Below are 25955 nucleotides of genomic sequence, written 5' to 3'. Positions count from 1 at the left end.
TCCCTTCGTCATTCCGGGGCGCGCGTCAGCGCGAGCCCGGAATCCATTGCGCGGCCGTCTCTGCGGCCCGATGGATTCTCAGATGCGCAATTGCGCATCATAGCTCGCGACTTCGTCGCGCCCCGGAATGACAAGAAAAACCTCACAAGTCGTCAGGATGACGGTGTGAGATGCACGTAGAGGTGAGGAGAGAGCGATTTATTCCGCGTCGCGGCACCGGCGCCGCCCCACCCTTGACTCCACCCCCGCTTGTCGTTGACGTCCCCCGATGCCCGCTGCAAACAGGCGGTGCACGGAGACCCGCTCAATGTCGTTCCGAAAGCTCCTGATCGCCAATCGCGGCGAGATCGCCATCCGCATCGCGCGGGCCGCTGCGGATGCCGGCATGGCGACGGTGGCGATCTTTCCTGCCGATGATGCGCTGTCGCTGCATGGCCGTGTCGCCGACGAGGCGATCGAAATTCCCGGCCGCGGCGCGCGGGCCTATCTCGACATCGAAAGCGTGGTGAAGACGGCGAAGGCGGCAGGCTGCGACGCGGTGCATCCCGGCTATGGCTTCCTCAGCGAGAACGCGGACTTCGCCAAGGCCTGCGCGACTGATGGCATCGCCTTCGTAGGGCCGAAGGTGACCGCGCTCGAGCTGTTCGGCGACAAGGTTGCGGCGCGCCAGTTGGCCAAGCGCTGCGGCGTGCCGATCATCGCCGGCACCAGCGGGCCATCCTCGCTCGGCGAGATCCAGGCGTTCTTCGACTCGCTCGGCAAGTCCGCCGCGATCGTGATCAAGGCGGTGGCCGGTGGCGGTGGCCGCGGCATGCGTGTCGTGGAGAAGGCGGCGGATCTGGCGGAAGCCTATGCGCGCTGCCAGTCGGAGGCGAAAGCGGCCTTCGGCGTTGACGGCGTCTATGCCGAGCGCCTGATCCGCAAGGCGCGCCACATCGAGGTGCAGATCATCGGCGACCATCATGGCGCGATCAGCCATCTCTGGGAGCGCGAATGCACCGTCCAGCGCCGGCACCAGAAGTTGATCGAGGTGGCGCCCAGCCCCTCGCTCAGCGACGGCTTGCGCGGCCGCATCATCGAGGCGGCGAAGCAACTCGCCACGCATGCGGCCTACGACAATCTCGGCACCTTCGAGTTCCTGGTCGATGGCGCCACTGAAGACAGCTTCGCCTTCATCGAGGCCAATCCGCGGCTTCAGGTCGAGCACACCGTGACGGAGCAGGTGCTCGGCGTCGATCTCGTCCGCGCCCAGCTCGCGGTCGCCTCGGGCGCCTCGCTCGCTTCGCTGGGGCTCGACCAGGCTTCGATCCCGAAGCCGCGCGGTCATGCCATGCAGCTCCGCGTCAACATGGAGACGCTGGACGAGACTGGCGCGACGCACCCGACCGGCGGCGTGCTCGCCGTGTTCGAGCCGCCATCTGGTCCCGGCGTGCGCGTCGACAGCTTTGGCTATGCCGGCTACAAGACCAGCGCCGCTTTCGACTCGCTGCTTGCCAAGGTTATCGTCCATACGCCAGGCGAGGCCTGGCACGACGTGGTCGCAAAGGCCTCGCGAGCCTTACGCGAGTTCCGCATCGATGGCGTCGTCACCAACATCCCCTTCCTGCAGGCGGTGCTCGCCCATCCCGACTTCAAAACCAATCGCATCGCGACCGACTTCATCGATCGCAACATCGCCAAGCTCGTGGAGGCCGCCGACGGCGCGGCGCGGCCGCTGTTCTTCGCCGCGACTGACAAGTCGGGCGATCACGCGGCGCAAAACCACGTGGCGCAGGAGGTGCCGGAGGGAACGGTGATGGTCGCGGCACCTCTACAGGGCACCGTGGTCGCGATCCAGGTCGGGGAGGGCGAGATCGTGCGGCCCGGCCAGCAGCTCGCCGTGATCGAATCCATGAAGATGGAGCACCTGGTGATGGCCGAGCAGGGCGGCCGGGTGACAAAACTCGTCGCCGGTGACGGCGTCACGCTGCTGCATGGCGAGCCGATCCTTTATCTCGAGCCGCTCGATGTCGCGGCCGACAGCGCGGCCAAGGAAGCCGAGATCGATCTCGATCACGTCCGTCCCGATCTCGCCGAGATGTTTTCGCGCCAGGCCAACACGCGCGACGAAGATCGCCCGGCGTCCGTCGAGCGCCGCCGCAACACCAACCAGCGCACGGCGCGCGAGAACGTTGCGCAGCTCGTCGACGACGGCTCCTTCATGGAATATGGCAGCCTCGCGATCGCCGCGCAGCGCCGCCGCCGCAAGCTCGACGATCTCATCAAGAACACGCCGGCGGATGGTCTCATCACCGGTGTCGCCACTGTGAATGCGGACAAGTTCGGATCGGACGGCGCGCGCTGCATGGTGGTCGCCTATGACTACACCGTGCTTGCGGGCACGCAGGGCCATATGAACCACAAGAAGATCGACCGCATGCTGACGCTCGCCGAGCAATGGCGCATGCCGTTGGTGTTTTATGCCGAAGGCGGCGGCGGCCGGCCCGGCGACACTGATCGTCTCGGCATGACCGGTCTCGACGGCCCGTCGTTCCTGCAATTCGCAAAGCTCTCCGGCCTGGTGCCGGTGGTCGGTATCGTCTCGGGCTATTGCTTTGCCGGCAATGCGGCGATGCTCGGCTGCTGCGACGTCATCATCGCGACCAAGAATGCTTCGATCGGCATGGGCGGTCCGGCCATGATCGAAGGCGGCGGTCTTGGCGTCTATCATCCCGCCGAGGTTGGTCCGGTCTCGTTCCAGTCCCCGAACGGCGTCATCGATATCCTCGTCGAAGACGAGGAGGAGGCGACGCGGGTTGCGCAGAAATATCTGTCCTATTTCCAGGGTGCAGTGAGCGAGTGGCAGGCGGCCGATCAGCGCCTCCTGCGCCGCGCGATCCCCGAGAACCGGTTGCGCGTCTACGACATCCGCAGCGTGATCGATCTCATCGCAGACACGGGCTCCGTTCTCGAGCTCCGCCGCGACTACGGCGTCGGCATGATCACCGCCTTCATCCGTATCGAAGGCAAGCCGTTCGGCCTGATCGCCAACAATCCCCGCCATCTCGGCGGCGCAATCGATGCGGATGCCGGCGACAAGGCGGCGCGCTTCCTCCAGCTCTGCGACGCCTTCGACTTACCCGTCGTGTCGCTCTGCGACACGCCCGGTTTCATGGTCGGTCCGGAGGCCGAGAAAACCGCGATCGTGCGCCACGTGTCGCGCATGTTCGTCACCGGCGCGAGTCTCACCGTGCCGCTGTTCGGTATCGTGCTGCGCAAGGGATATGGCCTCGGCGCACAGTCGATGATCGGCGGTGGCTTCCATGCCTCCTTCTTCACCGCGGCCTGGCCGACCGGCGAATTCGGCGGCATGGGCCTCGAAGGCTATGTGCGGCTCGGCTTCCGCAAGGAGATGGAGGCGATCGCCGACCCGGTCGAGCGCGAGACCTATTATCGCAACAAGGTCGCCGAGCTCTACACCAACGGCAAGGCGGTTTCGATCGCTTCGGTGTTCGAGATCGACAACGTCATCGATCCCGCCGAGACGCGGCGCTGGATCATGGCGGGCCTGCGCTCCGTGCCGAAGCCGGCCGAGCGCACGACCAAGAAGCGCCCCTGCATCGACGCATGGTGAGCTGGCGTAGCAACGGCAGCGTGCCGGTTCCTGGTTGACATCCCCGCCTCAGCGACGGTCATGTCAGGATCGGACGATCGAATCAGAGGACGTGTTTTGTCATGACGGAAGCTGCCTATGTCGCGGTGGATTGGGGCACGACGAGCTTCCGGCTTTGGCTGATCGACCGTGACGGCCAGATTCTGGCTGAGCGCCGCAGCAGCGAAGGCATGATGGCGGCGGCCAAGACCGGTTTTGCCGCCGTGCTGCAATCGCATCTGGATGCGGTCGGTGCGGGAAGCGAGCTTCCAGTGCTGATCTGTGGCATGGCCGGCGCCCGTCAGGGCTGGGTCGAAGCCGGCTATGTCGATACCCCGGCGCCGCTCGCTGCGATCCTCGCGCGCGCGGTACCGGTCACCGGGCAGTCGCGCGACATCCGCATTCTCCCCGGAATTGCGCAGCGTGACGCCGGTGCGCCGGATGTGATGCGGGGCGAGGAGACCCAGCTGCTCGGCGTGCTGGGTCTCGACGTAGCCGGCGAGGCGCTGGTCTGCATGCCCGGCACGCATTCGAAATGGGTCAGTGTCAGCGGTGGAACAGTCGCGCGTTTTGCCACCTTCATGACGGGTGAGCTCTTCAGTGTCGTCTCGCGCGAGACGATCCTCTCGCACGCGGTCACTGGAGCCGAGGACGCGGAAGACCGTGAGGCGTTCAGGGCAGCGGTTGCGGCTGGGTTCAGGACCCCGGCATCCGCAGCCAACCTCCTGTTCCAGGTGCGGTCGCGGCAGCTCCTGTTCGGCGGTACGCCGGCCGCCGCGCGCGAAACCATCTCGGGCACTCTGATCGGGATCGAACTCGCGGCGGGGCTTGCGCATGGCCGGCCGCAGAACCCCATCAGACTGGTTGCATCGGGGCGGCTTCAGATGCTGTATCGGCTGGCGTTTGAAACACTCGCGCTGGCGGTCGAGCCGATCGACGCCGACGAGGCGGTACGCCGCGGCCTTGCGATGGCGGCGCGAACCATCTGGACGAGATAGAAGGATTTTTTGCATGACCGTGCCATTCCCGACGATGAAGCGTCCGCTGGTCGCCATCCTGCGCGGCGTGAAGCCCGACGAGACCGACGGTATCGTCAACGTGCTGATCGAGGCCGGCATGACCGCGATCGAGATTCCCCTGAACTCGCCCGATCCGTTCCGCTCGATCGAGATTGCGGTCAAGCGTGCGCCCGCGGGCGTTCTCGTCGGCGCCGGTACGGTGCTCACGACCGCCGATGTCGACCGGCTGAATGAGGCCGGCGGCAAGCTGCTGGTCGCCCCGAATGTCGACACGCAGGTGATTGCGCGCGCGCACGAGCACGGCATGGTGACCATGCCCGGCGTGTTCTCGCCGACGGAAGCGTTGCTTGCGGCACGCGCCGGCGCATCGAGCCTGAAATTCTTTCCGGCCAGCGTGCTGGGCGCCGCGGGCATTGCCGCGATCCGCGCCGTGTTGCCGGCAAACGCAATGATCGCTGCCGTCGGCGGGGTCTCCGAGCAGAATTTTGCCGAGTACGTCAAAAGCGGCGTTCGCGCCTTTGGCCTCGGCAGCAGCCTCTACAAGCCGGGCATGACCGCGGCCGATGTCGCTGCGCGCGCCAGGGCGACGATTGCGGCCTACGATCTCGCGATTCAGAGCGCATGAGGGCGGAGGGTCAGCTTCGTCTTGCCGAGGGCCACACCAGCCGTTCATGCCGGCGCGCAAAGCGCTGCCAGTGCAGCACCGCACCGACCAGGAGCGCAGGCACGAAGCCGAGTATGATCAGGAAGTTCGGTAGCGGCAGCGGCGAAATGAACTCGATGGCGATGTCCGAGATCAGCCACAGCGCGGCGAATAGCACGGCAAAGTCGGTGCGCGGAAAGCGCAGGTAGTAGAAGATCGCGGTGATGATCACCGCTGGCCCGATCGCGACGCCGATCATGACCGCGGTCAGCTCTTTCGGCGTCAGCGCGTCCAGCACCATCGACGCCAACAGCCATATGGCGGCGAACATGGCGATGATGTCGATCGGGTGCCGCACTGCGGTTCCTCTGGTGGAATCCGCGTTATCGTTGTGGCGCTTATGCCGGCCGTCAAGCCCCAATGCGCCTATTCTTCTTCGTTTCGAGGCGTCGGCCGCAGCATGAAATGGCCGAAGGCGGATGCGATCGGCTTGTCCGGGTCGTCCTGCCAGGCTTTTGCCTCGAACGCGACGATGCGCCGGCCCTGCTTGACGATCGAGACGTTGGCAAAGCTGTCGCGTGCGCGGCCGGAGCGCAAATAGTTGATCGTCAGCCCGATCGGCTTTGGCGGCGCGGCAATGCCGAGCTCGCGTGTCACGCCGACGATGGCGGTGGTCTCCAGGAACGCGCCGGTCATGCCGCCATGGATCGCGGGCAGGATCGGGTTGCCGATGATCTTTGGCGAGAACGGCATCATCAGCGTGTCGTCATCCTGGATGCGGATGCCGAGACAGCGCGCAAACGGGCTGTTGGCGAAGGGACCAGCCGGATCCTCCGGCGCATCCAGCGTCGGGATGCTGCGCTGGTCCGTCGCGCGATCGGCCAGCATGTTGGTGTGGTTGGCGCCGATCATGAAGCAGGCGGTGGCGGTTGCGACAGGGTCGTCCTCCGACTCCTGGTAGGCCGTCGAGCGCACAAAGGCGATCGAGCGCGTGGTGCGATAGCAGATCGAATGCGCTCTGATGTCGAGGCCGGGCGTGGCCGGCTTCTGGTAGTCGATGCGCAGATCCAGCGTTGCGATCGCGTGTGTGCCGTCGAGCGCGAGCTGCACCGCCATGCCGCAGCTCTCGTCCAGCATCGCGGTGACGACGCCGCCATGCAGCACGCCGGTCTCGGTGTCACCGACGAAGACGGGGCGGTAGGGCAGGCTCGACCAGGCTTCACCAGGTGCTGCGCGGTCGAGCCTGAGACCGCTGATATAACCATAGTCGGAGCGGCGGCCCTTGATGGCCTCGGCGAGCGCGTCGAACGACAGCGTTGTAGTTTGTAGATTGGACATGGTCACCTTTTAGACCGTTGTTGTGGCATGCGCAAAATCTCGCGGTCCATTCTGGGCTCGACATGTGGGGGCGAAGCAACGATGCTGCGGGACCATCTGTTTGAGAATGACGAGGAACCCCATGGCAAACCCCGACGCACCGGCGACCAATCCAGGGGGCGTGACGATCTCGACAGGAAGCGCAGAGCGGGCGCCCTTCATCTATTTCGACGGCGTGTCCTGCTTTGGCCATCACAACGGCGCGATCCAGATCGAGCTCGCCGCGAACCTCCTGATGCCGGTCGGCCCGGGCGTGCGGGTCGACGTAATCCAGACCGGACACATCCGCTGTAGCCCCGCCGCCGCCATCGCCCTGCGAGAAGCCATCGACAAGGCGCTCGCCATGATGCAGCAGGGCCAGCAGCAGCCGGCGGAGACAATTCCGGCCATGAAGAATTGATACTTCGTAGGGTGGGTTAGCCTCGTGGCTGCGCGAAGCGCAGTCCGCTCGGCGTAACCCACCACTTTTGTGTCCGCGATGGTGGATTACGCCTTCGGCTAATCCACCCTACGGGCCGAGCAAGCGGCCGCTCACCCCTTCGTCACGTGCACCTTCGGCTTCTTGCCGGCATTCCACTTGCCGTCGATGGCTCGCTCGATCTGGGCCGAGAGTTGCAGGAGCAGGCCGTCATTGGCCTGCTTGGCGATGGCCTGGATGCCGAGCGGCAGGCCGTGCTCGTTCTCGGCGAGCGGCAGCGAGATTGCCGGCATGCCGCAGAGGTTCGCCAGCGGCGTGAAGGCAAAATTGCGCCAGAGATTGCCGAACCAGTCCAGCACATCCGGATTGTCGGAGGTCGTGAGATACTCTCTTGTGCCAACCTTCGGCGTCGGCAGCGCCGTGACCGGCGTCAGGATGACATCCCACTGCTCGAAGAACGTGCCGAAGCCGCGCGATGTGGTGTTGAACACCGCCTGCATCTTCGCCCGCTCGGCAAAGCTCGTGTGGCGGCCCGCCTCCCAGATCCGGATGTTCATCGGCTCGATCAGATCCTCCGGCGGCCGCTCCAGCCCGCGCGCGGCGAGCATGTTGGAGATCACGACGGCGAAGTTGGAGATGTAGCAGGTGGTCTGCGCGTCGAAGGCGGCACGGAAATCGAGCTCGGGCAGGGCAAAGTCGACGTGATGGCCGAGGCCTTCGAGGAAGCGGCCGACCTTCTCCAGCTCGGCCGCGATGTGCGGCGTTGCGCGATAGTCGCCCCATCGATGCGACAGCGCGATGCGGAGCTTGCCGGGATCGCGCTTGATCATCTCGGTGTAAGGCTGCGCCGTGGTCCAGAACGGCATGAACTCGCCGGGCGCAGGCCCGCGGGCATGATCGACGAAGACGGCGGTATCGCGCACGCTGCGCGACTGGCAGCCCTGGATCGAGACGAGGCCGGAGAGATCGGACATATGCGGCGCGAGCGAGAACACGCCGCGCGACACTTTCAGCCCGATATTGCCGTTGACCCCTGCGGGAATGCGGATCGAGCCGCCGCCGTCGGTCGCATGAGCAATCGGCACGATGCCGGCCGCCACGGATGCGGCGCTGCCAGCCGACGAGCCGCAGGTGGTGTAGTCGGTATTCCAGGGGTTGCGCGTGACGTAGACGGCCGGGTTGTCGGCGGAGCTGCATACGCCGAACTCCGGCGTCGTGGTTCGTCCGATCAGGTTCAATCCGGCATGGCGGAATTTCGAGGTCAGGAAGGTGTCGGCGCCTGCGCGATTGCCGCGCATCAGCAGCGAACCCATTTCCTGCAAGCGCCCTTTCATCGTGGGCCCGAGATCCTTCATCAGGAAGGGCAGGCCGGCGAACGGGCCGGTGAGGTTGACGCCGTCCTTGGCGGGATCCGCGATCACGTCGTCGAACAGCTCGACCACGCCCGACAGCGCGGAATCGACCTTCGCCACCGCCGCTGCGGCCTGGCGCGCCAAATCGGCAGGCGTGAGCTCGCCCTTTTTGACGCACGTAGCCAGCGCCACGCCGTCATGCTGCGCCCACTCGTTCCAGCTCATCGGCAAAGTCATAGCGATTCAATCCTCTCGTCCGGCGGCGACCATAGTTTCGCGAGAGGGCGTGTCAATCGACGGGACCCGCATGGCTGCGCCGCCGAATCCGGAGATTTTGCCGGTCGCTCTGCCGGCGCGCTCGCGAGGCTAAATCCTGAGATTGAAGTCCTTCGACGAGTCGCGCCGTAAGCGTTGCCGATGGCGGACATTGCGATCTCCCGTAGCCCGGATGGAGCGAAGCACAATCCGGGATTGGAGCCGCGAGAGATGGCCCCCGGATTTCGCTTCGCTCCATCCGGGCTACAAGTGCTCTCGCGATGCAAAATGGCTTAGTTTGTAGAACTTCGGAATCTTGATAGTCTGGTGTGTGGTGCGCTGCAGAGCCGGGGCCTATGCAGCCGAGGCCGGGGATGGCCTCCGTATCCCGGCTCTGCGCAGCAGCGCTCACGCGCTGCGGCGCGTCCGGGACACGAGAGTTGTCCATTCCGGCCATGACCGAACGAATGTGGCGAGATCGCATCAAGGCAACAAAAAAATCCCCTGTCGACGGTTCCGTGTCGTACCTTGATGAATCAAGTCGGGTTGGTCCATAAGCGGCGTCCCGCGGGCCGTCGGTTCGGTTCGCGTCGCGTGCTTGGATTAAAGGAAACTGGCGTGGCAAACATCAACCAGAAGATTGCGCAGGAGCTCGGGGCCCGGGAGGAGCAGGTTCAGGCGGCGGTGGAGCTGCTCGACGGCGGCGCCACGGTTCCCTTCATCGCCCGCTACCGCAAGGAGGCCACCGGCGCGCTCGACGACGCGCAGCTCCGCACGCTGGAAGAGCGCCTCGTCTATTTGCGCGAGCTCGAAGACCGCCGCAAGGCGATCCTCGAATCGATCCGTGAGCAGGGCAAGCTCGACGCGGCGCTGGAGGCCACCATCATGGCCGCCGACAGCAAGGCGCGCCTGGAAGATATCTACCTGCCGTTCAAGCCCAAGCGTCGCACCAAGGCGGAGATCGCCAAGGAGGCCGGCCTCGAGCCGCTCGCCAACCAGCTGATGGCGGAGCCCGCGAATGATCCGAAGGTGGTGGCGGAAACGTTCGTCAATGCCGAGAAGGGCGTCGCGGATGCCGTCGCCGCACTCGACGGCGCACGCGCCATTCTGGTCGAGCGCTTCGACGAGGACGCCGACCTGATCGGAAGCTTGCGCGAGGAGGTGTGGAGCAATGCGCGCATGGCCTCCAAGGTGCGCGAGGGCAAGAAGACCGAGGGCGAGAAGTTCGCCGACTATTTCGAGTTCTCCGAGCCGCTGACAAAACTCCCGTCGCATCGCATCCTCGCGATGTTCCGCGGCGAGAAGGAAGAGATCCTCGACCTGCAGATCCAGGCCGAGGCCGAGGCGCCGCCGGCGGGCGTGCCGAGCGCCTATGAACTGAAGATCATGAAGCGGTTCGGCATCGCGGACCTCAAGCGCGCGGGCGACCGCTGGCTGATCGACACCGTGCGCTGGGCCTGGCGCACCAAGATCCAGGTGCATCTCAACATCGATCTGCGGATGCGGCTGTGGAACGCGGCCGAGACCGAGGCCGTGCGCGTGTTCGCCTCCAATCTGCGCGATCTGCTGCTGGCCGCGCCCGCCGGCACCCGCGTCACCATGGGGCTCGATCCCGGCTACCGCACCGGCGTCAAGGTCGCCGTGATCGACGCGACCGGCAAGGTCGTCGACACCACCGCGATCTATCCGCACGAGCCGCAGCGGCAGTGGAACGAGTCGCTCGCGACGCTCGGCAGGCTCGCGCTGAAACATCGCGTCGAGCTGATCGCGATCGGCAACGGCACCGCCTCGCGCGAGACCGACAAGCTCGCAACCGAGCTCGTCAAGGGGCTCGCCGAGCTGAAGATGACCAAGATCGTGGTGTCGGAAGCAGGCGCCTCGGTCTATTCGGCCTCGGCCTTCGCATCGCAGGAACTGCCGGGCCTGGACGTGACCCTGCGCGGTGCGGTCTCGATCGCCCGGCGCCTGCAGGATCCGCTCGCCGAACTCGTCAAGATCGAGCCCAAGGCGATCGGTGTCGGCCAGTACCAGCACGATCTCGGCCAGGCCAAGCTTGCCAAGTCGCTCGATGCCGTGGTCGAGGACTGCGTGAACGCCGTCGGTGTCGACGTCAACACCGCCTCAGCGCCGCTGCTCGCGCGTGTGTCGGGCGTCGGTGCGGGCCTTGCCGCAAGCATTGTGCAGCATCGCGACGCCAACGGCCCGTTCAAGTCGCGCAAGGCGCTCAAGGAGGTGCCGCGGCTCGGGCCGAAGGCGTTCGAGCAGTGCGCGGGCTTCCTGCGCATCCTCGGTGGCGAGGATCCGCTCGATGCCTCCGGCGTGCATCCGGAAGCCTATCCGGTGGTGCGCCGGATTCTTGCGGCCACCAAGAGCGACATCAAGGCGCTGATCGGCAGCAGCGAGGTCGTGCGTACGCTGAAGCCCAAGGATTTCGTCGACGAGACGTTCGGTCTGCCGACCGTCACCGACATCCTGCGCGAGCTCGAGAAGCCGGGCCGCGACCCGCGCCCGGCGTTCAAGGCCGCCGTGTTCAAGGAAGGCGTCGAGGAGATCAAGGACCTCAAGAAGGGCATGATCCTCGAGGGCACCGTAACCAACGTGGCCGCCTTCGGCGCCTTCGTCGATATCGGCGTGCACCAGGACGGCCTCGTGCACATCTCGGCAATGTCCAAGAACTTCATCAAGGATCCCCGCGAGGTGGTGAAGCCGGGCGACATCGTCAAGGTGAAGGTGCTGGACTTCGAGGTCGCCCGCAAGCGCATCTCGCTGACGCTGCGCCTCGACGACGAGGTCGGAGCCACGAAGGACGCGCCCGGCATGCAGCGCGATAATCCGCGCAACGCTGGCCGCATGACCTCGTCGGCGCCGCGCAAGCAGGAGTCCTCCGGTGGCGGCGCGCTCGCCGAAGCGCTGCGCCGCGCCGCAGAAAAGAGCGGTCGCGGCAAACCTGTGTAAGGCGCCCCGCTCAAACTAACTTCCGCGTCAGAATCTGGCGCATTTGTAAGTTGAAGGAGCCCCTCTATTCTCATCTCCTGAGCCTCCTCGGGCGGCGAGGCATGTCGCCGCACTGCAAGGAGGTTTTCCGATGAGCAACAGGCTTCTCACAGGCCTCGTCGCAGCGGCAGTCGCCGCGACGCTGGCGGTTGCGTCGCCCGTCCTGGCCCAACGCGGCGGTGGTGGCGGCGGGCATGGCGGCGGCTTTGGCGGCGGTGGCGGCATGGGCGGTGGCATGCGTGCCGGTGGAATGGGCGGCGGTATGGGTGGCGCTCATTTCGGCGGTATGGGCGGTGCTCGATTTGGTGGCGCGAGCTTTGGTGGCGCGCGCTTCGCCGGCGCTCCGATTGCAGGCCGCGCGGCCTTCGCACCGCGCTTTGCAGGCAACCCAATGGCCGCCCGCGCAGCTTTCGTCGGGCCGCGCTTCGCCGGCGCCGGCTTCCGCGGCAGGCCTTTCATCGGCCGACACGCCTTCTTCTTCCGGCATCATCGTCGCTTCGCCTTCTTCGGCGCGCCGTTCATCTACGCCGGCTTTTACGGTGGCTGCTGGCGCCAGAGCTGGACGCCCTGGGGCTGGCAATGGGTCAATGTGTGCGGGGACGATTGGTACTAGCATTGCGTGACCGCACCGTTGTCGCGATCGCCGCTGGACAGTTCCGCCCTGCCCCGGAACGGGATAGTCTGGTGGCGATCGTCGCAAGAAGTTGAGCCAAGAACTTGAGCCATGAACTTGAGCCATGGGTTGAGGCATGAGCGGAGGTCACCGCCGCATACTCGTCGTCGAGGACGACCTGGAGACCGCAGGCCAGCTCGCTGAAGAACTGACGACGAGCGGCTACGAGGTCGATCTTGCCGCGACAGGGCGCGAGGCGCTCAGCCGCGGCAGCGAGCGCGACTATGCGGTGATCACCATCGACCGCATGCTCCCCGACATCGACGGCATCACGGTCATGCGCCAGATGCGCGACGACGGCATCGCTTCACCCTTTCTGATCATCTCCGCGCTCGGCGAGGTCGACGATCGCGTGCGGGGCTTGCGTGCCGGCGGAGATGACTATCTCGTCAAGCCGTTCTCTTTCGTCGAGCTGCTCGCGCGCCTGGAGGCGCTCGGCCGCCGCAGCGAGACGATCGCAAAGGAGACGATCCTGCGCGTCGGCGATCTCGCCGTCGATTTGATATCGCGAGCTGCCTCCCGCCGCGGCAAGAAGATCCCGCTGCTGCCGCGCGAATTCCAGCTGCTCGAATATCTCGTCCGCAACGAGGGCCGCGTCGTCTCCCGCGCGATGCTGCTCCAGCACGTCTGGGACCTGCATTTCGATCCCTCCACCAACATCATCGACGTCTATGTCGGCCGCGTCCGCCGCAAGGTCGACGACAGTCAGGCCTATCCGCTGATCCACACCATTCGCGGCATCGGATATTGCCTCCGTGCTCCTGGCTAACACGCTCAAGTCGTCGACGTTTCGCCTGGCGCTGATCGCGATCGCGATCTTCGGCCTGATCGTCGCGGCGATCATCGCCTATGTCTATTATGGAACGCTCGCCTATGTGGAGAGCCGCGTCGGCGACGTCGGCGATCACGACGGCTTCACCGGGATGATCGAGCTCGCCATGATTGCGGTCGCCCTGCTGCTGCTGGTGCTCGCCGCGGTGGCCGCCGTGCTGGTGACGCGGCGCACGGTCGGCCGCATCGAACAGATCAACGCCACCAGCCGGGCCATCATGCTCTCGGGCCTCGATCAGCGCATCCCCTTGCGCGGCAGCCATGACGAATGGGATCGCGTCGCGGAAAACCTCAACCAGATGCTCGACCGCATCGAAACCCTGATGGGCGAGGTCAAGCAGGTCAGCGATAACGTCGCGCACGATCTGCGCACGCCGCTGACGCGCATGCGCGGCCGGCTCGAGAAGGCCTATCACGCCCCGCGCAACAGCGAAGCCGACGCGGCACTGATCGGCGATACCATTGCCGATCTCGATGCCGTGCTCGGCATGTTCGCCTCCATCACGCGGATCTCCGAGATCGAGACCCGCGCGCGCAAGGGCGCGTTTCGCGAGCTGAACCTCGTGGAGATCGCCGGCGAGGTGGTCGAGCTCTACGATGCCGCCGCCGAGCAGGTTGCGACTCGTCTCAATTTGACCGGCGACCGCGAAGTCAGGGTCACCGGCGACCGCGACCTGCTGTTCGATGCCATCGCCAACCTCGTCGACAACGCGATCAAACACGGTCGCGCGAATGGGCAGGTGAGCGTGGTCTGCAAGTCCGGCGAAGGTGGCGCGCTGATTTCGATCACTGATGACGGGCCCGGCATCCCGAAAGATCAACAGGACCATGTATTCAAGCGCTTTTACCGACTCGAGCAGAGCCGCTACACGCCGGGCAACGGCCTGGGCCTGAGCCTCGTCGCCGCGATCGCACGTCTCCACGGCGCTGAGATCGCGCTGCGTGACAACGCGCCGGGGCTGACGATCCAACTCCGCTTTCCGCTATCCGCACTGTAGGCGCACAAATTTGAGAGGCGATGGCCCCGCTGTTCCCAGGAAGCAGAAGTGCGGTGAAATGCACCTTGCGCGGGTCAGCGGTGCCCTGTTCAATAGCGCTGGCTTGAACGAGGTTGCGATGCGCATGCTTCGTTGGATAATCCTGCTGGTCACGACGATCCTGGCGGTCGCCCCGGCCGCGGCTCAACGCTATGATTCCAATTATCCCGTTTGTCTCCAGAAGTGGGGGGCGGCCGGTTCCATCTCCATCTACTGCGGTTACACGTCTTTGGATCAGTGCAGGGCGACGGCGTCGGGACTCTCGGCTACGTGCTACGCCAACCCATATTGGCAGCAGGCAGATCAGGCGTCACCGGGCCACGTCCATCGACGACAAGGCCGCGTCTACTAGGGCACGCTTTGTGCGACGCGCTACAAATTGATCACGCCGCGCCGCGCGGCATGGGCGACCGCATCGGTGCGGCCGGTGGCATCCAGCTTGTCGAGCAGCGAGCCGACATGGAACTTGACGGTGTGCACGGAGATGCTGAGCTGGCGCGCGATCATCTTGTTCGAGGCGCCTTCGGCCATCAGCCCGAGCACGTCGAGCTCGCGCGGCGTCAGCTCGATATCGGCCGGCGAGGGTTGCCGGTCGCGTACGACCACCGCGGCCGGATCTCCGGGCGCGACGAGCCGCAAACCGGCGACGCTGCCGAGCAGCGACGCCAGCCGGTCGGCTACGGCTGGATCGCCGATTTCCAGCGCGATCGCGATGTCCTGCGTCGTGTCCTCGCTCACGCCTCCGGCCTCTCGCCGATCGTGACCTTGAAGCTCACCGGCTCGCCGCCACGGCGCACCGCGACGTCGACGACCGAGCCTACGCTTTCGGGTCCGAGGGAGCGCGACAGCGCGCGGACGCCAGCGAGCTTCTCGTCATTGACGGCCACGATGACGTCGCCCTGCCGGATGCCGGCCGCGGCAGATGGCCCGGATTTGTCGACATTCATCACCATCGCGCCGACGCCATCATCGAGCCGCACCGGTTGCAGGCCGAGCCCGAGATAGCCGCGTGCGATCCGGCCGCGCGTTTCGAGCTGCGCCGCGACACGCTCGATGGTCGCGGAAGGGATCACCAGCACGCGCCGAGGTCCCTGCACCGCCATGCCGAACGGCTCGCCTTGCGCATTCAGCGCGAGCCCGCCCTCGTGGCTGTGGCGCAGCCGCACGTCGAGCTCGATGCGCGCCTCGATGTCGCCACCGCGCAGGCTGCGCCAGCCAGGGCCCGCGAGCGACACCATGCCGAGAGATGCCGTGGGTGCGCCACGGTCGGCTGCGACGACGACGGCGAGCGACCCGAGCGCAGGGGCGCCGGACATCAGCTTGACCGGTGGGATGTCGGCATTGACGCGCAGCAGCGCGATGTCGGTGGTGTGGTCGCGGCCGACCATCGTGGCCGTCCGCGTGCTTCCGTCGGCGAGCCTGATCTCGACCTCGCCCTCGTCGGCCAGCGCCTCGTCGGCCGTGATGATGAGGCCCGCCTTCCAGGCAAAGCCGGAGGCGCGCAACCGATGCGAGTGAACGGAGACGAGCGAAGGCGCGGTGCGTGTAACCACATCCGAAAGCGCTGACGAGAGCGCGGCAAGGGGGGTAGGGTCGATCATAGGAAGCTCCTGTCGGTTGTCCCAAATCTGGGATGCCGCGGGCGCTCTGAAAACTGGCCGGATGGTCAGGAGGCTCCGTAATGTCCCGGCCGACGAACATGTGATTGGGAGGAGGTCACGGGAACGTGTAGCAATCGGCCGGCCATTGCGCCTCAGGCTCCCACGCATTTTCGAGAAGACCCCGGATGACCATCGACCTGACCCGCCGCACGCTGCTTCACCTCGCCGGCGCCACGACGCTCGCGGCGGCTGCCGCAGCCGCGGCGCGCGCCGAAGGCAATCCGGGCAGCGTCGGTCCGACCTATGCCAGCCGCACGCCGATGCGCGTTGGCATGGTGACGCTGCGGGTCAAAAATCTCGATACCGTTGCCGACTACTATCGCGACGTGCTGGGGCTCACGGTGATGGTGCGTTCGGCGAGTTCAGCGCAACTCGGTGCCGGCGGCATAACACTGCTCGTGCTGGAAGCGCATCCCGATGCTGCGGTCGAGCCACGCAGCGCGGCCGGTCTCTATCACACCGCCTTCCTGATGCCGACGCGCAAGGATCTCGCGCGCTGGCTGGTGCATGCCGCCTCGAATCGTGTGCCGTTGACGGGCTTTGCCGATCATCTCGTCAGTGAGTCCGTCTATCTCGACGATCCCGAAGGCAACGGCATCGAGGTTTATGCCGACCGCGATCCTTCGCAATGGCAGTGGAGCGAAGGCTCGGTGAAGATGGCAACCGACGAGCTGAACGTTCCGGACCTGCTGTCGCTCACCAACACGCGCGTGAGCGACTATGCCAAGGCGCCCGAGGGCCTGCGCGTCGGGCACATGCACTTGCGCGTCGGCGACCTCGCGCAGGCCGAAGGCTTTTATCACGGCACGGTCGGCCTCGATCCGACCCGCCGCCGCAACGGCGCCGCGTTCCTCTCCTCCGGCCGCTATCATCATCACCTCGGCATGAACGTCTGGCAGAGCCAGGGCGCCGGCCGCCGCGACGATACGACAACCGGGCTCGCCTGGTTCTCGCTGGTGACGGAGAAGCAGGACATTCTCGCCGCGCAGGAGGAGCGTCTGGGCAGGGCGGGCGCGCAGGTCACGGCGCTTGCGAATGGCGTCGAAGCCCTCGATCCCTGGGGCACGCGGGTGCGGCTGCTCAGGGTGTGACCTTGCCGCGTCCGAGCGCGAATTGGCCGACCGGGCTCTCGACATGAACTTCGAGCTCGGTGATTTTCGCAAACAGATCGATGTCGTTGGTGCCGATGGCGCAGCCGCCAAGCCCCATGTCGGTCGCCGCCAGATAGAATGTCTGGATCATGGTGCCAACATCCTTCAGGATCAGCGAATATGCGATTGAGCTGTATTTCCAGGACATCCGCCCAAAGCGCGCGGCGATCGTGATCAGGACCTGCGGTGGACCGGGCGCGTCCATGGCAAACGCGGCCGCCGTCGAGAGCGCCTGGACCTGCTGCGCCGAAGCGCCGATCGCTATCAGTGCGTGAGCGCCTGCATCGTAGTGGTAGAATCCGCGTGCAAGGCCCTCGCAGTTCGCGACCGCCAGATACAATTCCAGCTCGTAGGCGCTCCCCGCCGATGGATAAGGCCTTGTGCTGTAGGTGACTTCGGGAATGCCGTCAAAATTCGCGCCGCTCTTCCATTCCGATAGCACGCGAGCCGTGGTGTCGAGAAACCGTGCGAGCTCGGCAAGCGCGATCGGATGCCGGTCGTCGAAATCTCGGATTGAATGGCGATCACGCAGCAGCTTCGTGAAGGGCGAGATCGGCTCCGGCATGGAGAATTTGCGAAGGTCGATCTTCTCGCCGGGCCAACGCGGACGTATCGCCGGCAGCGGTGGAACGAGGCCCGCATAGGTGAATGTGCCGCCAACTGGACTGGCATGCCGACCCTCCGTGCTCCGCGTGTGAAACACGAGATCGTGGAAATCCCAGAGAACGAGACTGCCATCGCCTTCATTCTCCCGAAGGCCGTCGCCGTCTTTCGCGTTGAGCTTGATCAGCATCCGGCTGTCGAGCAGCAATCCGAGTAGATCGAGGCTCAAGGAGGCCGTCTGGCGGCGAAGCGTGCTGATCCTCCGGGGCCGCGACAGGGCCGCGAGGGTGGCGGCGATCGCGGGATCGCAGATCCGAAACAGCGCGCCGGCGCGCGGCGATTCCAGCACCATCTCGTTGCCGCGCCGGTGCAGATAGGCGAAGCGCGACAACACGAGGGTATCACCGTTCCCAAGTTTTGCGCAGTGCGGCCAGTATTCGGCGACCTGGGGCTCGATGACGACGAGGTCCTGCTCGTCACGCGGAGAGGATAGGCGGTATTCGAGCAGCCCGTGCCGTGCCAGTCGATGCACCAGCGCGTGAACCTGCCTTGCGAGGACGCTTTTGCCGGCAAAGGAGGCGAGCGGCAGCCCGGAGGCGAGATGTCCCGCACGGTCGATCGCCGCCGTGCCGAATTGTCCAAGATTGACCGAATAGCCGCCCAGGGCAGCGGCGATGCTTCCGTCGGCCTGCATGTGAAGGGAAAAACGACCGTTCAATCGGGCGGCGATGACGGGTGCGATCTTCCTGGTCGATCTTTTCCGGGGCGAGCGCACGACAGGCCACCTTCATGTGTGCGGCAGGAACGGAGTGAGTTCGCCTTCCAGTCGCGGGCGATCCAATAATCCGAGCTTCACCGGAACATCGTAAAGCCGGCCGGGCGCGAAGCGGCGATAGAAATGCCGCAAGCCCGGAACGAGCACTCTGACGACGGGGACCTCGACGTCGGGCCGCGTCTGGTCAAGCACGAGGAAATCATGTCCCGCGCCGGTGGCGATCTCGATGCAGGCATTGACCTGGTCGCTCGTGTTATCGTGAAGCTTGAGGCCCGGTGCCGGCCGGACGATCGGATTGTCGCTCGGGATCAGGAAGGGATAATCGTCAAGTCGCAGCGGCGTGACACCGTCAAGTGTCGGCTTCTCGCCAGTTCCGCCGCCCATCAGGCCGATTGACATGAACTGGGTCAGCTCGGTGAGGGAACGCAGCAATGCTATGCGGCGATCGAAATGCGAGCCGGAGCCGAACTCGATATTTTCGTGTCCGTTCTGCATCCAGTGCGTGATCGCCACGTAAGAGGGAATGCCGAGATCGCTGGTGATGTCGAGCACCCAAAGCTTGCGCCCCGCATCGGCAAACTGGGCTCGCAGATCCCGCACATAGGAATCGTCGAATTGCGTAAGGTCGACTTCGGCACGCTGCAGCCGGTTGTACCACCAGATGGCGTAGGCATCGCGTTCGACAAGTTCGAGGAAGCCCTGAACGATGGCTTCGTCGCGGGTGTTGCCCGCCGCGCACCCGTTGGAGTCCGTGTGGAATCCGCCGTAGAAAAAGTACAGCAGGCCCGTCGGAAGATACTTGAAACGCTTGTCGCGCAACGACCAGACCGGCGACCACTCGTTCTTGGTCGAGGGATCGAACGGCTCAGGAACCGGATGTGAATCATCCGGCTGCGGGGCATGCCTGTTTTGAAACTGCGTGTCGCTGAAGAGCTGGACGTCGTTGGGAAGAAGGGCATCACCGGGAGCGAAATCGGTGAAGCGGCGCTTCGTCCTGATTTCGTCTCCCTGGAAAATGCCCGAGTACCGCTCGATCGCCTCCATCAGCGCGCTGGCTTCGCCCTGCTCGGCGGTGGAGCCCTTGCCGAAGCTGCCGCCGTTCAGTCCCGACCTGAGCTCATCGACGCTCAAGGCTGGCGCAGAGAAATTGTGGTGAGCAAAAAAATTGGTGTTCATCGGCAGATCGGCCTCGATCCGCTCGAGCCGCGAGACCACGCCGGTCAACGGACTTACGTGTTTGCGGAAGCGCGCCACGGTGGCGCGAGACGTCACGGTGCGATATCCGCCGCTGGTCATGATGAGCTTCCGGCCCTCGGCAATCTCGACAGGCGCCTCCGCCCGGCGCGGACTCTGCAGCTTCTTGCTGCCGCAGGTCGGACATTGCGGGCGACGCGCGACATAGTGCTTAGCGATGACCGCACCAGTCAGGTCGAAGCTTGCAATGTGATCGCGCAGGTCGGTGCGAAAACCCGAGGCAATTGCTTTCGCAGTCTCGATGGCAGCGAAGTGGATGGCGGTCTGTCCAACGGTGTCATGGGCCAGGGGCGATACGGCGACCGGCTGCGCCAGTCCGCGGTCGAGAAATCCCTTGATTTCCCGATTGCGTATCATGCGATCGAACAGACAGGTCCAGCAGGCGCTCTCGCCCGGTTTGAAGATGGGGCCTACCAGCGGAAACACGCCGGACGGCTGCACCAGCAGCCAGGGCGTCCCATTGGCCACGCGCTCGCCGTTCAGCTCAGCGAGCCGCCGGTCAAGATAGTCGTTCACCAGCGTGATCACGAGCCTGGGCGAACGCTTGGCGATTTGAACGCCGAGTTTGCTCAAGGCCGCGCTCAGTTCCTTGGCGCCTTTGACATCGATCGATTCCACCCTCACCGGGCAGGCGCGCAGGTTCTGTTCTGCTGTCTCGGGAGGCAGGCCAAGGCTCGCCCAATAGCCAGCGACGGCGCCTGTGAATGCGGCCGATCCTGCCGTAGTGGCATAGCGGCGTTCGACCAGCCGCCCGATCGCTTCCTCGATCTTGTTCGTCGGAAAGCTTTTTGAAAGCTGGCGAATGATTTCCGAAACCGCCCGTCCGTTGCTTCCGATCGCTGCGGCCAGCGCACAATAGAGCTCGCCGTGCAGGAAGTACTTGCGATCCTCGGAATAGAGGCAGACCGCATCGGGAGGCAGCGTGTAGGCGGTGTAATTTGGTGCGAACCGCAAGATATCCTTGCGGGCCGGTCTCGCAACGCGGATCTTGCGATTGGCTGTCATCGGGGCGGCACGCGGATGGTGTTGTCCGTCATCTCAGACCGCCCGTGCGCGACGAGCCGTTGGCTCACCCACGGGAAGTCTTCGTTTGATTTGGAACACACCCGCTCGTCCCCGGCAAGCCGTCCAAGGCAGGTTCGGCGAACCTTGCGACGAAAACGAGAAAACGGCCGGGTCGCTTTCGAGCCCGGCCAATAAGAGGCTTGTCGATACACGATCGAACCGCGCGTCGCCTAGCACCAGCGGCAGCGGCCCCACGATGCACAACAGCCCGCGCAGGATACGACGGCGCAACCTACCACGGCACATCCGGCACACCGACAACCGACGCCGCATCGGCAACTTCTGCAGCCGCAGCCTCTGCAGCCTCTGCAGCCGCGGCAACCGCCGCATCCGCGGTAGGCGAGTTGTACGCGGTCGCTGGCATCTTCCTTGTCGAACAGATGGAAGGTGGCCAAGCTGACGTCAGTCATTTCCTCTTCACCGAGCATGATCGCATGCCCCGGTGAAAAGTTCAGTCTCTGCTGAACGTCACCTGTTGGCACCGCGGCTGCTGATGCGCTGCCGGCGAGCGAAAAAGTTAGTCCGGCGGCTCCCAACGCCGGCACGGCGGCCTTGGCTACGCGCTTCTTTTTCGAAGCTTGCTTCACCCGCTGCATGGTCGCATCCTCCGAATGTTGCGGGAAGGATATCCTCGGAAGAAAGTCTACGCCGAGCCGACAGGGCAGGCAAGATTCACGAACACACGAAAATGCAGTGGCGCTCGTTCAGATTGCATTCATCTTCATGAACGAGTTCACCTTCGATCACTTGTCTTGTCTACGCTGCGCGCGGCTGATGCAGTGCCGCAACTGTCTCCCGCCTGAACGGAGAAACTGCCTTGGTCGATCAACCCGGATACTTCGTTTGGTACGAGCTGATGACGACCGACGTCACGGCGGCGGGTGCCTTCTATGGTAAGGTTGTCGGCTGGGGCGCGAAGGACGTCTCGACGGCAGGGTTCGCTTACACGGTGGTGACTGCCGGCGACGGTCCGGTCGGTGGTCTCATGGAACTGCCGGAAGAGGGACGGCGATTGGGGGCGACACCGAGGTGGGTCGGCTACGTTGCCGTCGACGACATGGATGCGAAGGCCGCGCAGATCCGCCGTTGTGGGGGCGCCATTTTGGTATCGCCGACCGACAGCAACATCGGTCGAATTTCAGTGGTCGCCGATCCGCAAGGAGCAACGTTTGCGCTGGTCACCGGACTGACATATGGCCCACGGCACCCCAGCGGATTGGACGAGCCGGGTCGCGTGGGCTGGCACGAGTTGCTGGCTGAAGACCGGAACAAGATCTTTCCGTTTTACGGCGAGCTCCTCGGTTGGCAGAAGGCCCGCGCAGGAACCGATCCTGCAGATCTGTATGAATTGATTTCGGCGGCTGGGCAGACGATCGGCGGCATGCTTACCAAGCTTCCGAGCGTATCGCAGCCGTGTTGGCTCTATTACTTCAATGTCGACGACATCGGGGCGGCCGCCAAGCGCGTTCATGCTGGCGGGGGCCGTGTCCTTCAGGGCCCAAGCGAGCTGCCCGATGGTTGCTGGATCGTGCGATGTGCCGATCCCCAAGGCGCCCTGTTTGCCCTGCAGGGTGCCCGAGGTCAGAAAGACGACGAGCGCCCCTCCGCCTCGGAAGTCGGCTGGTCTGCCACGTGGGGTGGCATGGCTTCAAAGGGCAGGGTGGTGCTCCCCAAGACGAAGCGCTAGAGCATGATCCAGAAAAGTGTGCAGCGGTTTTCCCTCGCGACAAACGCGGAACGCGTTTGCGCGGAGATCATGCGGAAACAACAACCTAAAGCGCGATGATGATTCATCCTGATTTCATCGGGCTTTAGGCCGAAGCGCTTTGCCGAGTGCCGCCGCCGGCACGTTGTGCCCGCTCACCCTTCAGGCAGTCCGGCGTCGACCATGAGTTGCATGACGCGGTCGGCAGCCGCGAGAAAAACCGTGCTCGTGTTTTCGCGGGTCGTCGGCACATTGCGGGCCGTCGAGCCGGGTCTCAGCTCCAGGCCCTTTGCCAGGGCCGCTTTTGCTTCGCCGGTTTGGCCCAAATGCTGATAGGCGGCAGCAAGCAGCATATGTGTGCGTCCGCTGCCGGATGTGATCGCGAGCGATCTTTGCAGCCAGGGCAGGGCATCTTCGTAGCGGCCCATCAGCGTGCAGGCCCAGCCGGCGCCGAGCGGCCGTGTCCATCGCGAGGCGGCGGGCGTATCGAAGCGATAGGCTTGATCGAACGTCGCCAGCGCGTCCTCGAAGCGGCCGAGGTGAAGCTGCGCGAGACCAAGATGGTAGAGGGCCACTCCATTCCAGGGATCGAAGCTGAGCGTTCTCGCACACGCGATCAGGTTTTCGACGAACCGGTTCGTCGTGTTCAGGAAGCGGCAATGGGCATCCAGCACCGGAATGTAGTTGGGCTTTGCCCGCAACGCGGGCTCCAGCAGCGATCTGATGGACTTGATGCCATTCTCGATGGAGGCGTGCCCGGCAGGGCCGTACCAGACCATTTGAATTCCGCGGAGCTGGAGCGTGGCAAGCGCGAGCTTCAGGTCGAGGTTGTCGGGTTCGGCGACGATCGCATTCTCCAGCATCGTCTGGGAAATGGCAAAACGCTCGCGCGAGGTTTGACTGTTCGAGGCGAGGGCTTGCTCGATGACGATTTTGGCTGCGCTGGCCGGTGAGGAGCCGCCGTCCTCTCCGACTTCCTGGAGCGCGTTGCTCGCCACGACGGCGCTGGTTGCCGCCAGCTCGACGGCGGCGGCCCAGGACGCGACGTGGACCGGCACCACCAGCGAATGGACAACGTCTACCAACTGGTCGACGGGGAGCCTGCCGACCGGGACGGCCACCTTCGTCGATACCGGCTCCACGACGGTCTCGAATGCCGGCGGCAGCGTCACGCTCGGTGAAATCCTGTTCACGCCGAACGCGCAAGCCTACACGTTCACCATCGACAATGCCTTCACCCTGAACGGCGCCGGCGTCGTCAACAATTCCACCAATGCACAGACCTTCAACGTCTCGGCCGGCCAGACTCTGACTTTTCAGAACAGTGCTTCGGCCAGCGGCGGCACGGGAGCCGCAACGAACATCTCCAGCGCCAGCGGCATCGTGAATTTCAACGACTCCTCGACCGCGGTCAATGCCAACATCGGCATCGGAAACCAGCTCAATTTCAACAATTCGTCCAGCGCCGGCAGCGCCGTCATCGGCAGCACGGGCACGATCAATTTCAACAATTCGGCCACCGCCAGCACCGCCCAGATATATGTTGTGGGTGGCCAACTCACTTTCAACGATACGTCGACGGCAGCCAGCGCTCAGATCGTCAACTTTGATCATACGACCTTCAACCAGTCGGCGAGCGCGGGCAATGCCTCGATCACCAACTATCACGACGTCATCTTCAACGGTACGTCCACCGCCGGCAACGCGACGATCGTCAATTACGACTCCACCGGCGGGGGCCTGTATTTCAACAACACCAGCACGGCCGGCAGCGCGCAGATCACCAACTCCGGAGGTATCCTGATTTTCAACGATACGTCGACGGCCGGCAGCGCCACCATCACCAACAACGGCAACTTGTCCTTCAACAACACCAGCACTGCCGGCAGCGCCACCGTCACCAACAACTACTACCTGTATTTCAACAACGCCGGCACGGCCGGCAATGCTGCCATCACAAACAACAGCCACCTGTATTTCTTCGGCGCCAGCACGGCCGGCAGCGCCGCCATCACGAACAACAGCTACCTGTATTTCTACAACACCAGCACGGCCGGCAACGCCGCCATCACCAACGATGCCGGCGGCAAGCTCGATTTCTCCGGGAGTACCGGCCCGCTCGGCGCCCACAAGCTCACTGCCGGCTCGATCGCGGGAGCCGGCGAGGTCTATCTGGGCCTGAACGAACTCACCGTCGGCGGTAATAATCTAAGCACAACGGTGAGCGGGGTGATCAGCGCCTGTGGCGCGACCGGCTGGGATTGCACCGCCTGGCTCGGTACCACCACGGGCGGTTCGCTGGTGAAGATCGGCACCGGCATGCTGACGCTGTCGGGCGTCAACACCTATGGCGGCGGCACGACCGTCAATGGCGGCCTGATCAATTTTAACACGGCCAGCAGTTTCGGCTCGGGCACGATCACGCTCAACGGCGGCGGCCTGCAATGGGCGAGCGGGACGTCGACCGATATCTCGTCGCGCCTGACCGCGATCGGCAGCAACGGGGCGACCTTCGACACCAACGGCAACAATGTCAGCTTCGGCACTGGCCTGTCCGGCGCCGGCGGCGTCACCAAGACCGGTGACGGCACGCTGACCTTCCTGGCCGCCAACACCTATGCCGGCGGCACCACCATCAACGGTGGCACGCTGGAGGTCGACGGCTCGATCGCAAGCAGCAGCGGCGTGTTCGTCAATTCCGGCGGCACGCTGACCGGCACCGGCAGCGTCGGCGCCACGCAGGTTAATGCCGGCGGTATCTTCGCGCCCGGCGATGGCACGCCCGGCACATCGATGACGGTGATGGGCAATCTCGCGTTCCAATCGGGCGCGCTCTATCTCGTGCAGGTCAATCCATCGACCGCCTCGTTCACAACCGTCACCGGCACGGCGACGCTCGGCGGCGCCACGGTGAGCGCGGTGTTTGCCAGCGGCAGCCAGATCAGCAAGCAATACAAGATCCTGACCGCGGCCGGTGGCGTCTCGGGCACGTTCGGCTCGCTCGTCGACACCAACCTGCCGACGAACTTCCGCGCCACGCTGAGCTACGATGCCAACGACGCCTATCTCACCCTGATCCTGAACTTCGCCAGTCCCGGTGGTCTCAATGGCAACCAGCAGGCGGTCGCAAATGGGCTGATCAATTTCTTCAACTCCAATGGCATTCCGCTGCTCTACAGCACGCTCTCCGCGGGCGGGCTGACGCAAGCCGCCGGCGAGAGCGCCTCCGGCTCGCAGCAGACCACGTTCCAGGCGATGAGCCAGTTCATGGGCGTGCTCACCGATCCCTTTGCGGGAAGAGGCAGCGGCTCTGGCGGCGCGACGTCGCCGACGGGCTATGCCGAGGAGGACGATCAGGCGAGCGCCTACGCCGCGCGCAGGACCACCGACGCGTTCGCGATGTTCACCAAGGCGCCGTCGGTGCCGTTCGCGCAGCGCTGGAGCGTGTGGGCGGCGGGCTTTGGTGGCTCGCAGTCCACCAGCGGCAACGCGCTCGTCGGCTCGAACGACA

The 25955-nt window shown here is 64.8% G+C and carries 20 protein-coding genes; 12 read left to right on the top strand and 8 right to left on the bottom strand.

The window, feature by feature from the left end; all coding sequences use genetic code 11:
* Positions 1-307 precede the first annotated feature (307 nt).
* The 3 genes from SO156_RS39035 (at position 308) to SO156_RS39025 (ending at position 5275) form a co-directional block, all read left to right on the top strand.
* Entirely contained in the window at positions 308-3613 is a 3306-nt protein-coding gene (locus SO156_RS39035) for an acetyl-CoA carboxylase family protein (protein WP_498538477.1), read from the top strand.
* A gap of 101 nt (positions 3614-3714) precedes the next feature.
* Complete coding sequence (locus tag SO156_RS39030) at positions 3715-4629, top strand: 2-dehydro-3-deoxygalactonokinase (protein ID WP_498538476.1); 915 nt, start codon at positions 3715-3717, stop codon at positions 4627-4629.
* A gap of 13 nt (positions 4630-4642) precedes the next feature.
* Positions 4643-5275: a 2-dehydro-3-deoxy-6-phosphogalactonate aldolase gene (locus SO156_RS39025; RefSeq protein ID WP_498538475.1), complete on the top strand. Its 633-nt coding sequence runs from the start codon at positions 4643-4645 to the stop codon at positions 5273-5275.
* Positions 5276-5285: 10 nt separating this feature from the next.
* Here SO156_RS39025 and SO156_RS39020 read toward each other — a convergent pair whose 3' ends face one another.
* Positions 5286-5651, bottom strand: coding sequence for a hypothetical protein (locus tag SO156_RS39020; protein ID WP_027527752.1), 366 nt, complete (start codon positions 5649-5651; stop codon positions 5286-5288).
* Positions 5652-5719: 68 nt separating this feature from the next.
* Positions 5720-6631 (bottom strand): PaaI family thioesterase, encoded by a 912-nt coding sequence (locus tag SO156_RS39015; RefSeq protein WP_498538474.1) that lies wholly within the window; start codon positions 6629-6631, stop codon positions 5720-5722.
* A gap of 121 nt (positions 6632-6752) precedes the next feature.
* On the opposite strand from SO156_RS39015, the gene SO156_RS39010 reads away from it, so the two are divergent.
* Positions 6753-7070, top strand: coding sequence for a hypothetical protein (locus SO156_RS39010; protein WP_458149182.1), 318 nt, complete (start codon positions 6753-6755; stop codon positions 7068-7070).
* A 131-nt stretch (positions 7071-7201) separates the two neighbouring features.
* Here SO156_RS39010 and SO156_RS39005 read toward each other — a convergent pair whose 3' ends face one another.
* On the bottom strand, positions 7202-8677 hold the full coding sequence (locus SO156_RS39005; protein ID WP_498538473.1) for an amidase: 1476 nt from the start codon (positions 8675-8677) through the stop codon (positions 7202-7204).
* A 636-nt stretch (positions 8678-9313) separates the two neighbouring features.
* On the opposite strand from SO156_RS39005, the gene SO156_RS39000 reads away from it, so the two are divergent.
* The 5 genes from SO156_RS39000 to SO156_RS38980 all read left to right on the top strand — a co-directional run bounded on the left by SO156_RS39000 (position 9314) and on the right by SO156_RS38980 (position 14582).
* Positions 9314-11650 (top strand): Tex family protein, encoded by a 2337-nt coding sequence (locus SO156_RS39000; protein WP_498538472.1) that lies wholly within the window; start codon positions 9314-9316, stop codon positions 11648-11650.
* A 130-nt stretch (positions 11651-11780) separates the two neighbouring features.
* Complete coding sequence (locus SO156_RS38995) at positions 11781-12302, top strand: hypothetical protein (RefSeq protein ID WP_498538471.1); 522 nt, start codon at positions 11781-11783, stop codon at positions 12300-12302.
* A 136-nt stretch (positions 12303-12438) separates the two neighbouring features.
* Positions 12439-13131, top strand: coding sequence for a response regulator transcription factor (locus tag SO156_RS38990; RefSeq protein ID WP_458149178.1), 693 nt, complete (start codon positions 12439-12441; stop codon positions 13129-13131).
* A complete protein-coding gene (locus SO156_RS38985) occupies positions 13118-14191 on the top strand; it encodes a sensor histidine kinase (RefSeq protein ID WP_458149177.1) in 1074 nt (357 codons plus the stop codon). The genes SO156_RS38990 and SO156_RS38985 overlap by 14 nt, the downstream gene beginning before the upstream one ends.
* A gap of 58 nt (positions 14192-14249) precedes the next feature.
* Entirely contained in the window at positions 14250-14582 is a 333-nt protein-coding gene (locus tag SO156_RS38980; RefSeq protein WP_498538470.1) for a DUF3551 domain-containing protein, read from the top strand.
* 20 nt (positions 14583-14602) lie between these two features.
* Here the strand turns inward: SO156_RS38980 and SO156_RS38975 are convergent, their stop codons facing one another.
* Positions 14603-14968 (bottom strand): response regulator transcription factor, encoded by a 366-nt coding sequence (locus SO156_RS38975; protein ID WP_458149175.1) that lies wholly within the window; start codon positions 14966-14968, stop codon positions 14603-14605.
* Positions 14965-15831 carry a S1C family serine protease gene (locus SO156_RS38970; protein ID WP_498538469.1) on the bottom strand — a complete coding sequence of 289 codons (867 nt, stop codon included), beginning with the start codon at positions 15829-15831 and terminating at the stop codon, positions 14965-14967. The genes SO156_RS38975 and SO156_RS38970 overlap by 4 nt, the downstream gene beginning before the upstream one ends.
* 185 nt (positions 15832-16016) lie before the next feature.
* On the opposite strand from SO156_RS38970, the gene SO156_RS38965 reads away from it, so the two are divergent.
* Positions 16017-16982, top strand: coding sequence for a VOC family protein (locus tag SO156_RS38965; protein ID WP_498538468.1), 966 nt, complete (start codon positions 16017-16019; stop codon positions 16980-16982).
* Here SO156_RS38965 and SO156_RS38960 read toward each other — a convergent pair.
* Together SO156_RS38960 and SO156_RS38955 are read right to left on the bottom strand one after the other, a co-directional pair.
* Positions 16972-18339, bottom strand: a complete 1368-nt coding sequence (locus SO156_RS38960) for a SagB/ThcOx family dehydrogenase (protein WP_498538488.1) — start codon at positions 18337-18339, stop codon at positions 16972-16974. The genes SO156_RS38965 and SO156_RS38960 overlap by 11 nt on opposite strands.
* 93 nt (positions 18340-18432) lie before the next feature.
* The gene (locus SO156_RS38955) at positions 18433-20679 is read right to left on the bottom strand and encodes a TOMM precursor leader peptide-binding protein (protein ID WP_498538467.1); all 2247 of its coding nucleotides are present in this window, start codon (positions 20677-20679) and stop codon (positions 18433-18435) included.
* A 916-nt stretch (positions 20680-21595) separates the two neighbouring features.
* On the opposite strand from SO156_RS38955, the gene SO156_RS38950 reads away from it, so the two are divergent.
* Positions 21596-22426, top strand: coding sequence for a VOC family protein (locus tag SO156_RS38950; RefSeq protein WP_458149170.1), 831 nt, complete (start codon positions 21596-21598; stop codon positions 22424-22426).
* A gap of 173 nt (positions 22427-22599) precedes the next feature.
* Here the strand turns inward: SO156_RS38950 and SO156_RS38945 are convergent, their stop codons facing one another.
* Positions 22600-23442 (bottom strand): tetratricopeptide repeat protein, encoded by an 843-nt coding sequence (locus SO156_RS38945; RefSeq protein WP_498538466.1) that lies wholly within the window; start codon positions 23440-23442, stop codon positions 22600-22602.
* On the opposite strand from SO156_RS38945, the gene SO156_RS38940 reads away from it, so the two are divergent.
* Positions 23432-25955, top strand: a 2524-nt coding sequence (locus tag SO156_RS38940) for a beta strand repeat-containing protein (RefSeq protein ID WP_498538465.1), incomplete at its 3' end; no start/stop codon positions are given. The genes SO156_RS38945 and SO156_RS38940 overlap by 11 nt on opposite strands.

It is taken from the genome of Bradyrhizobium sp. UFLA05-125, from assembly GCF_059803515.1.
The sequence above is the reverse complement of the archived record's forward strand: the minus strand, read 5'-3'. Positions and strand labels throughout refer to the sequence as shown.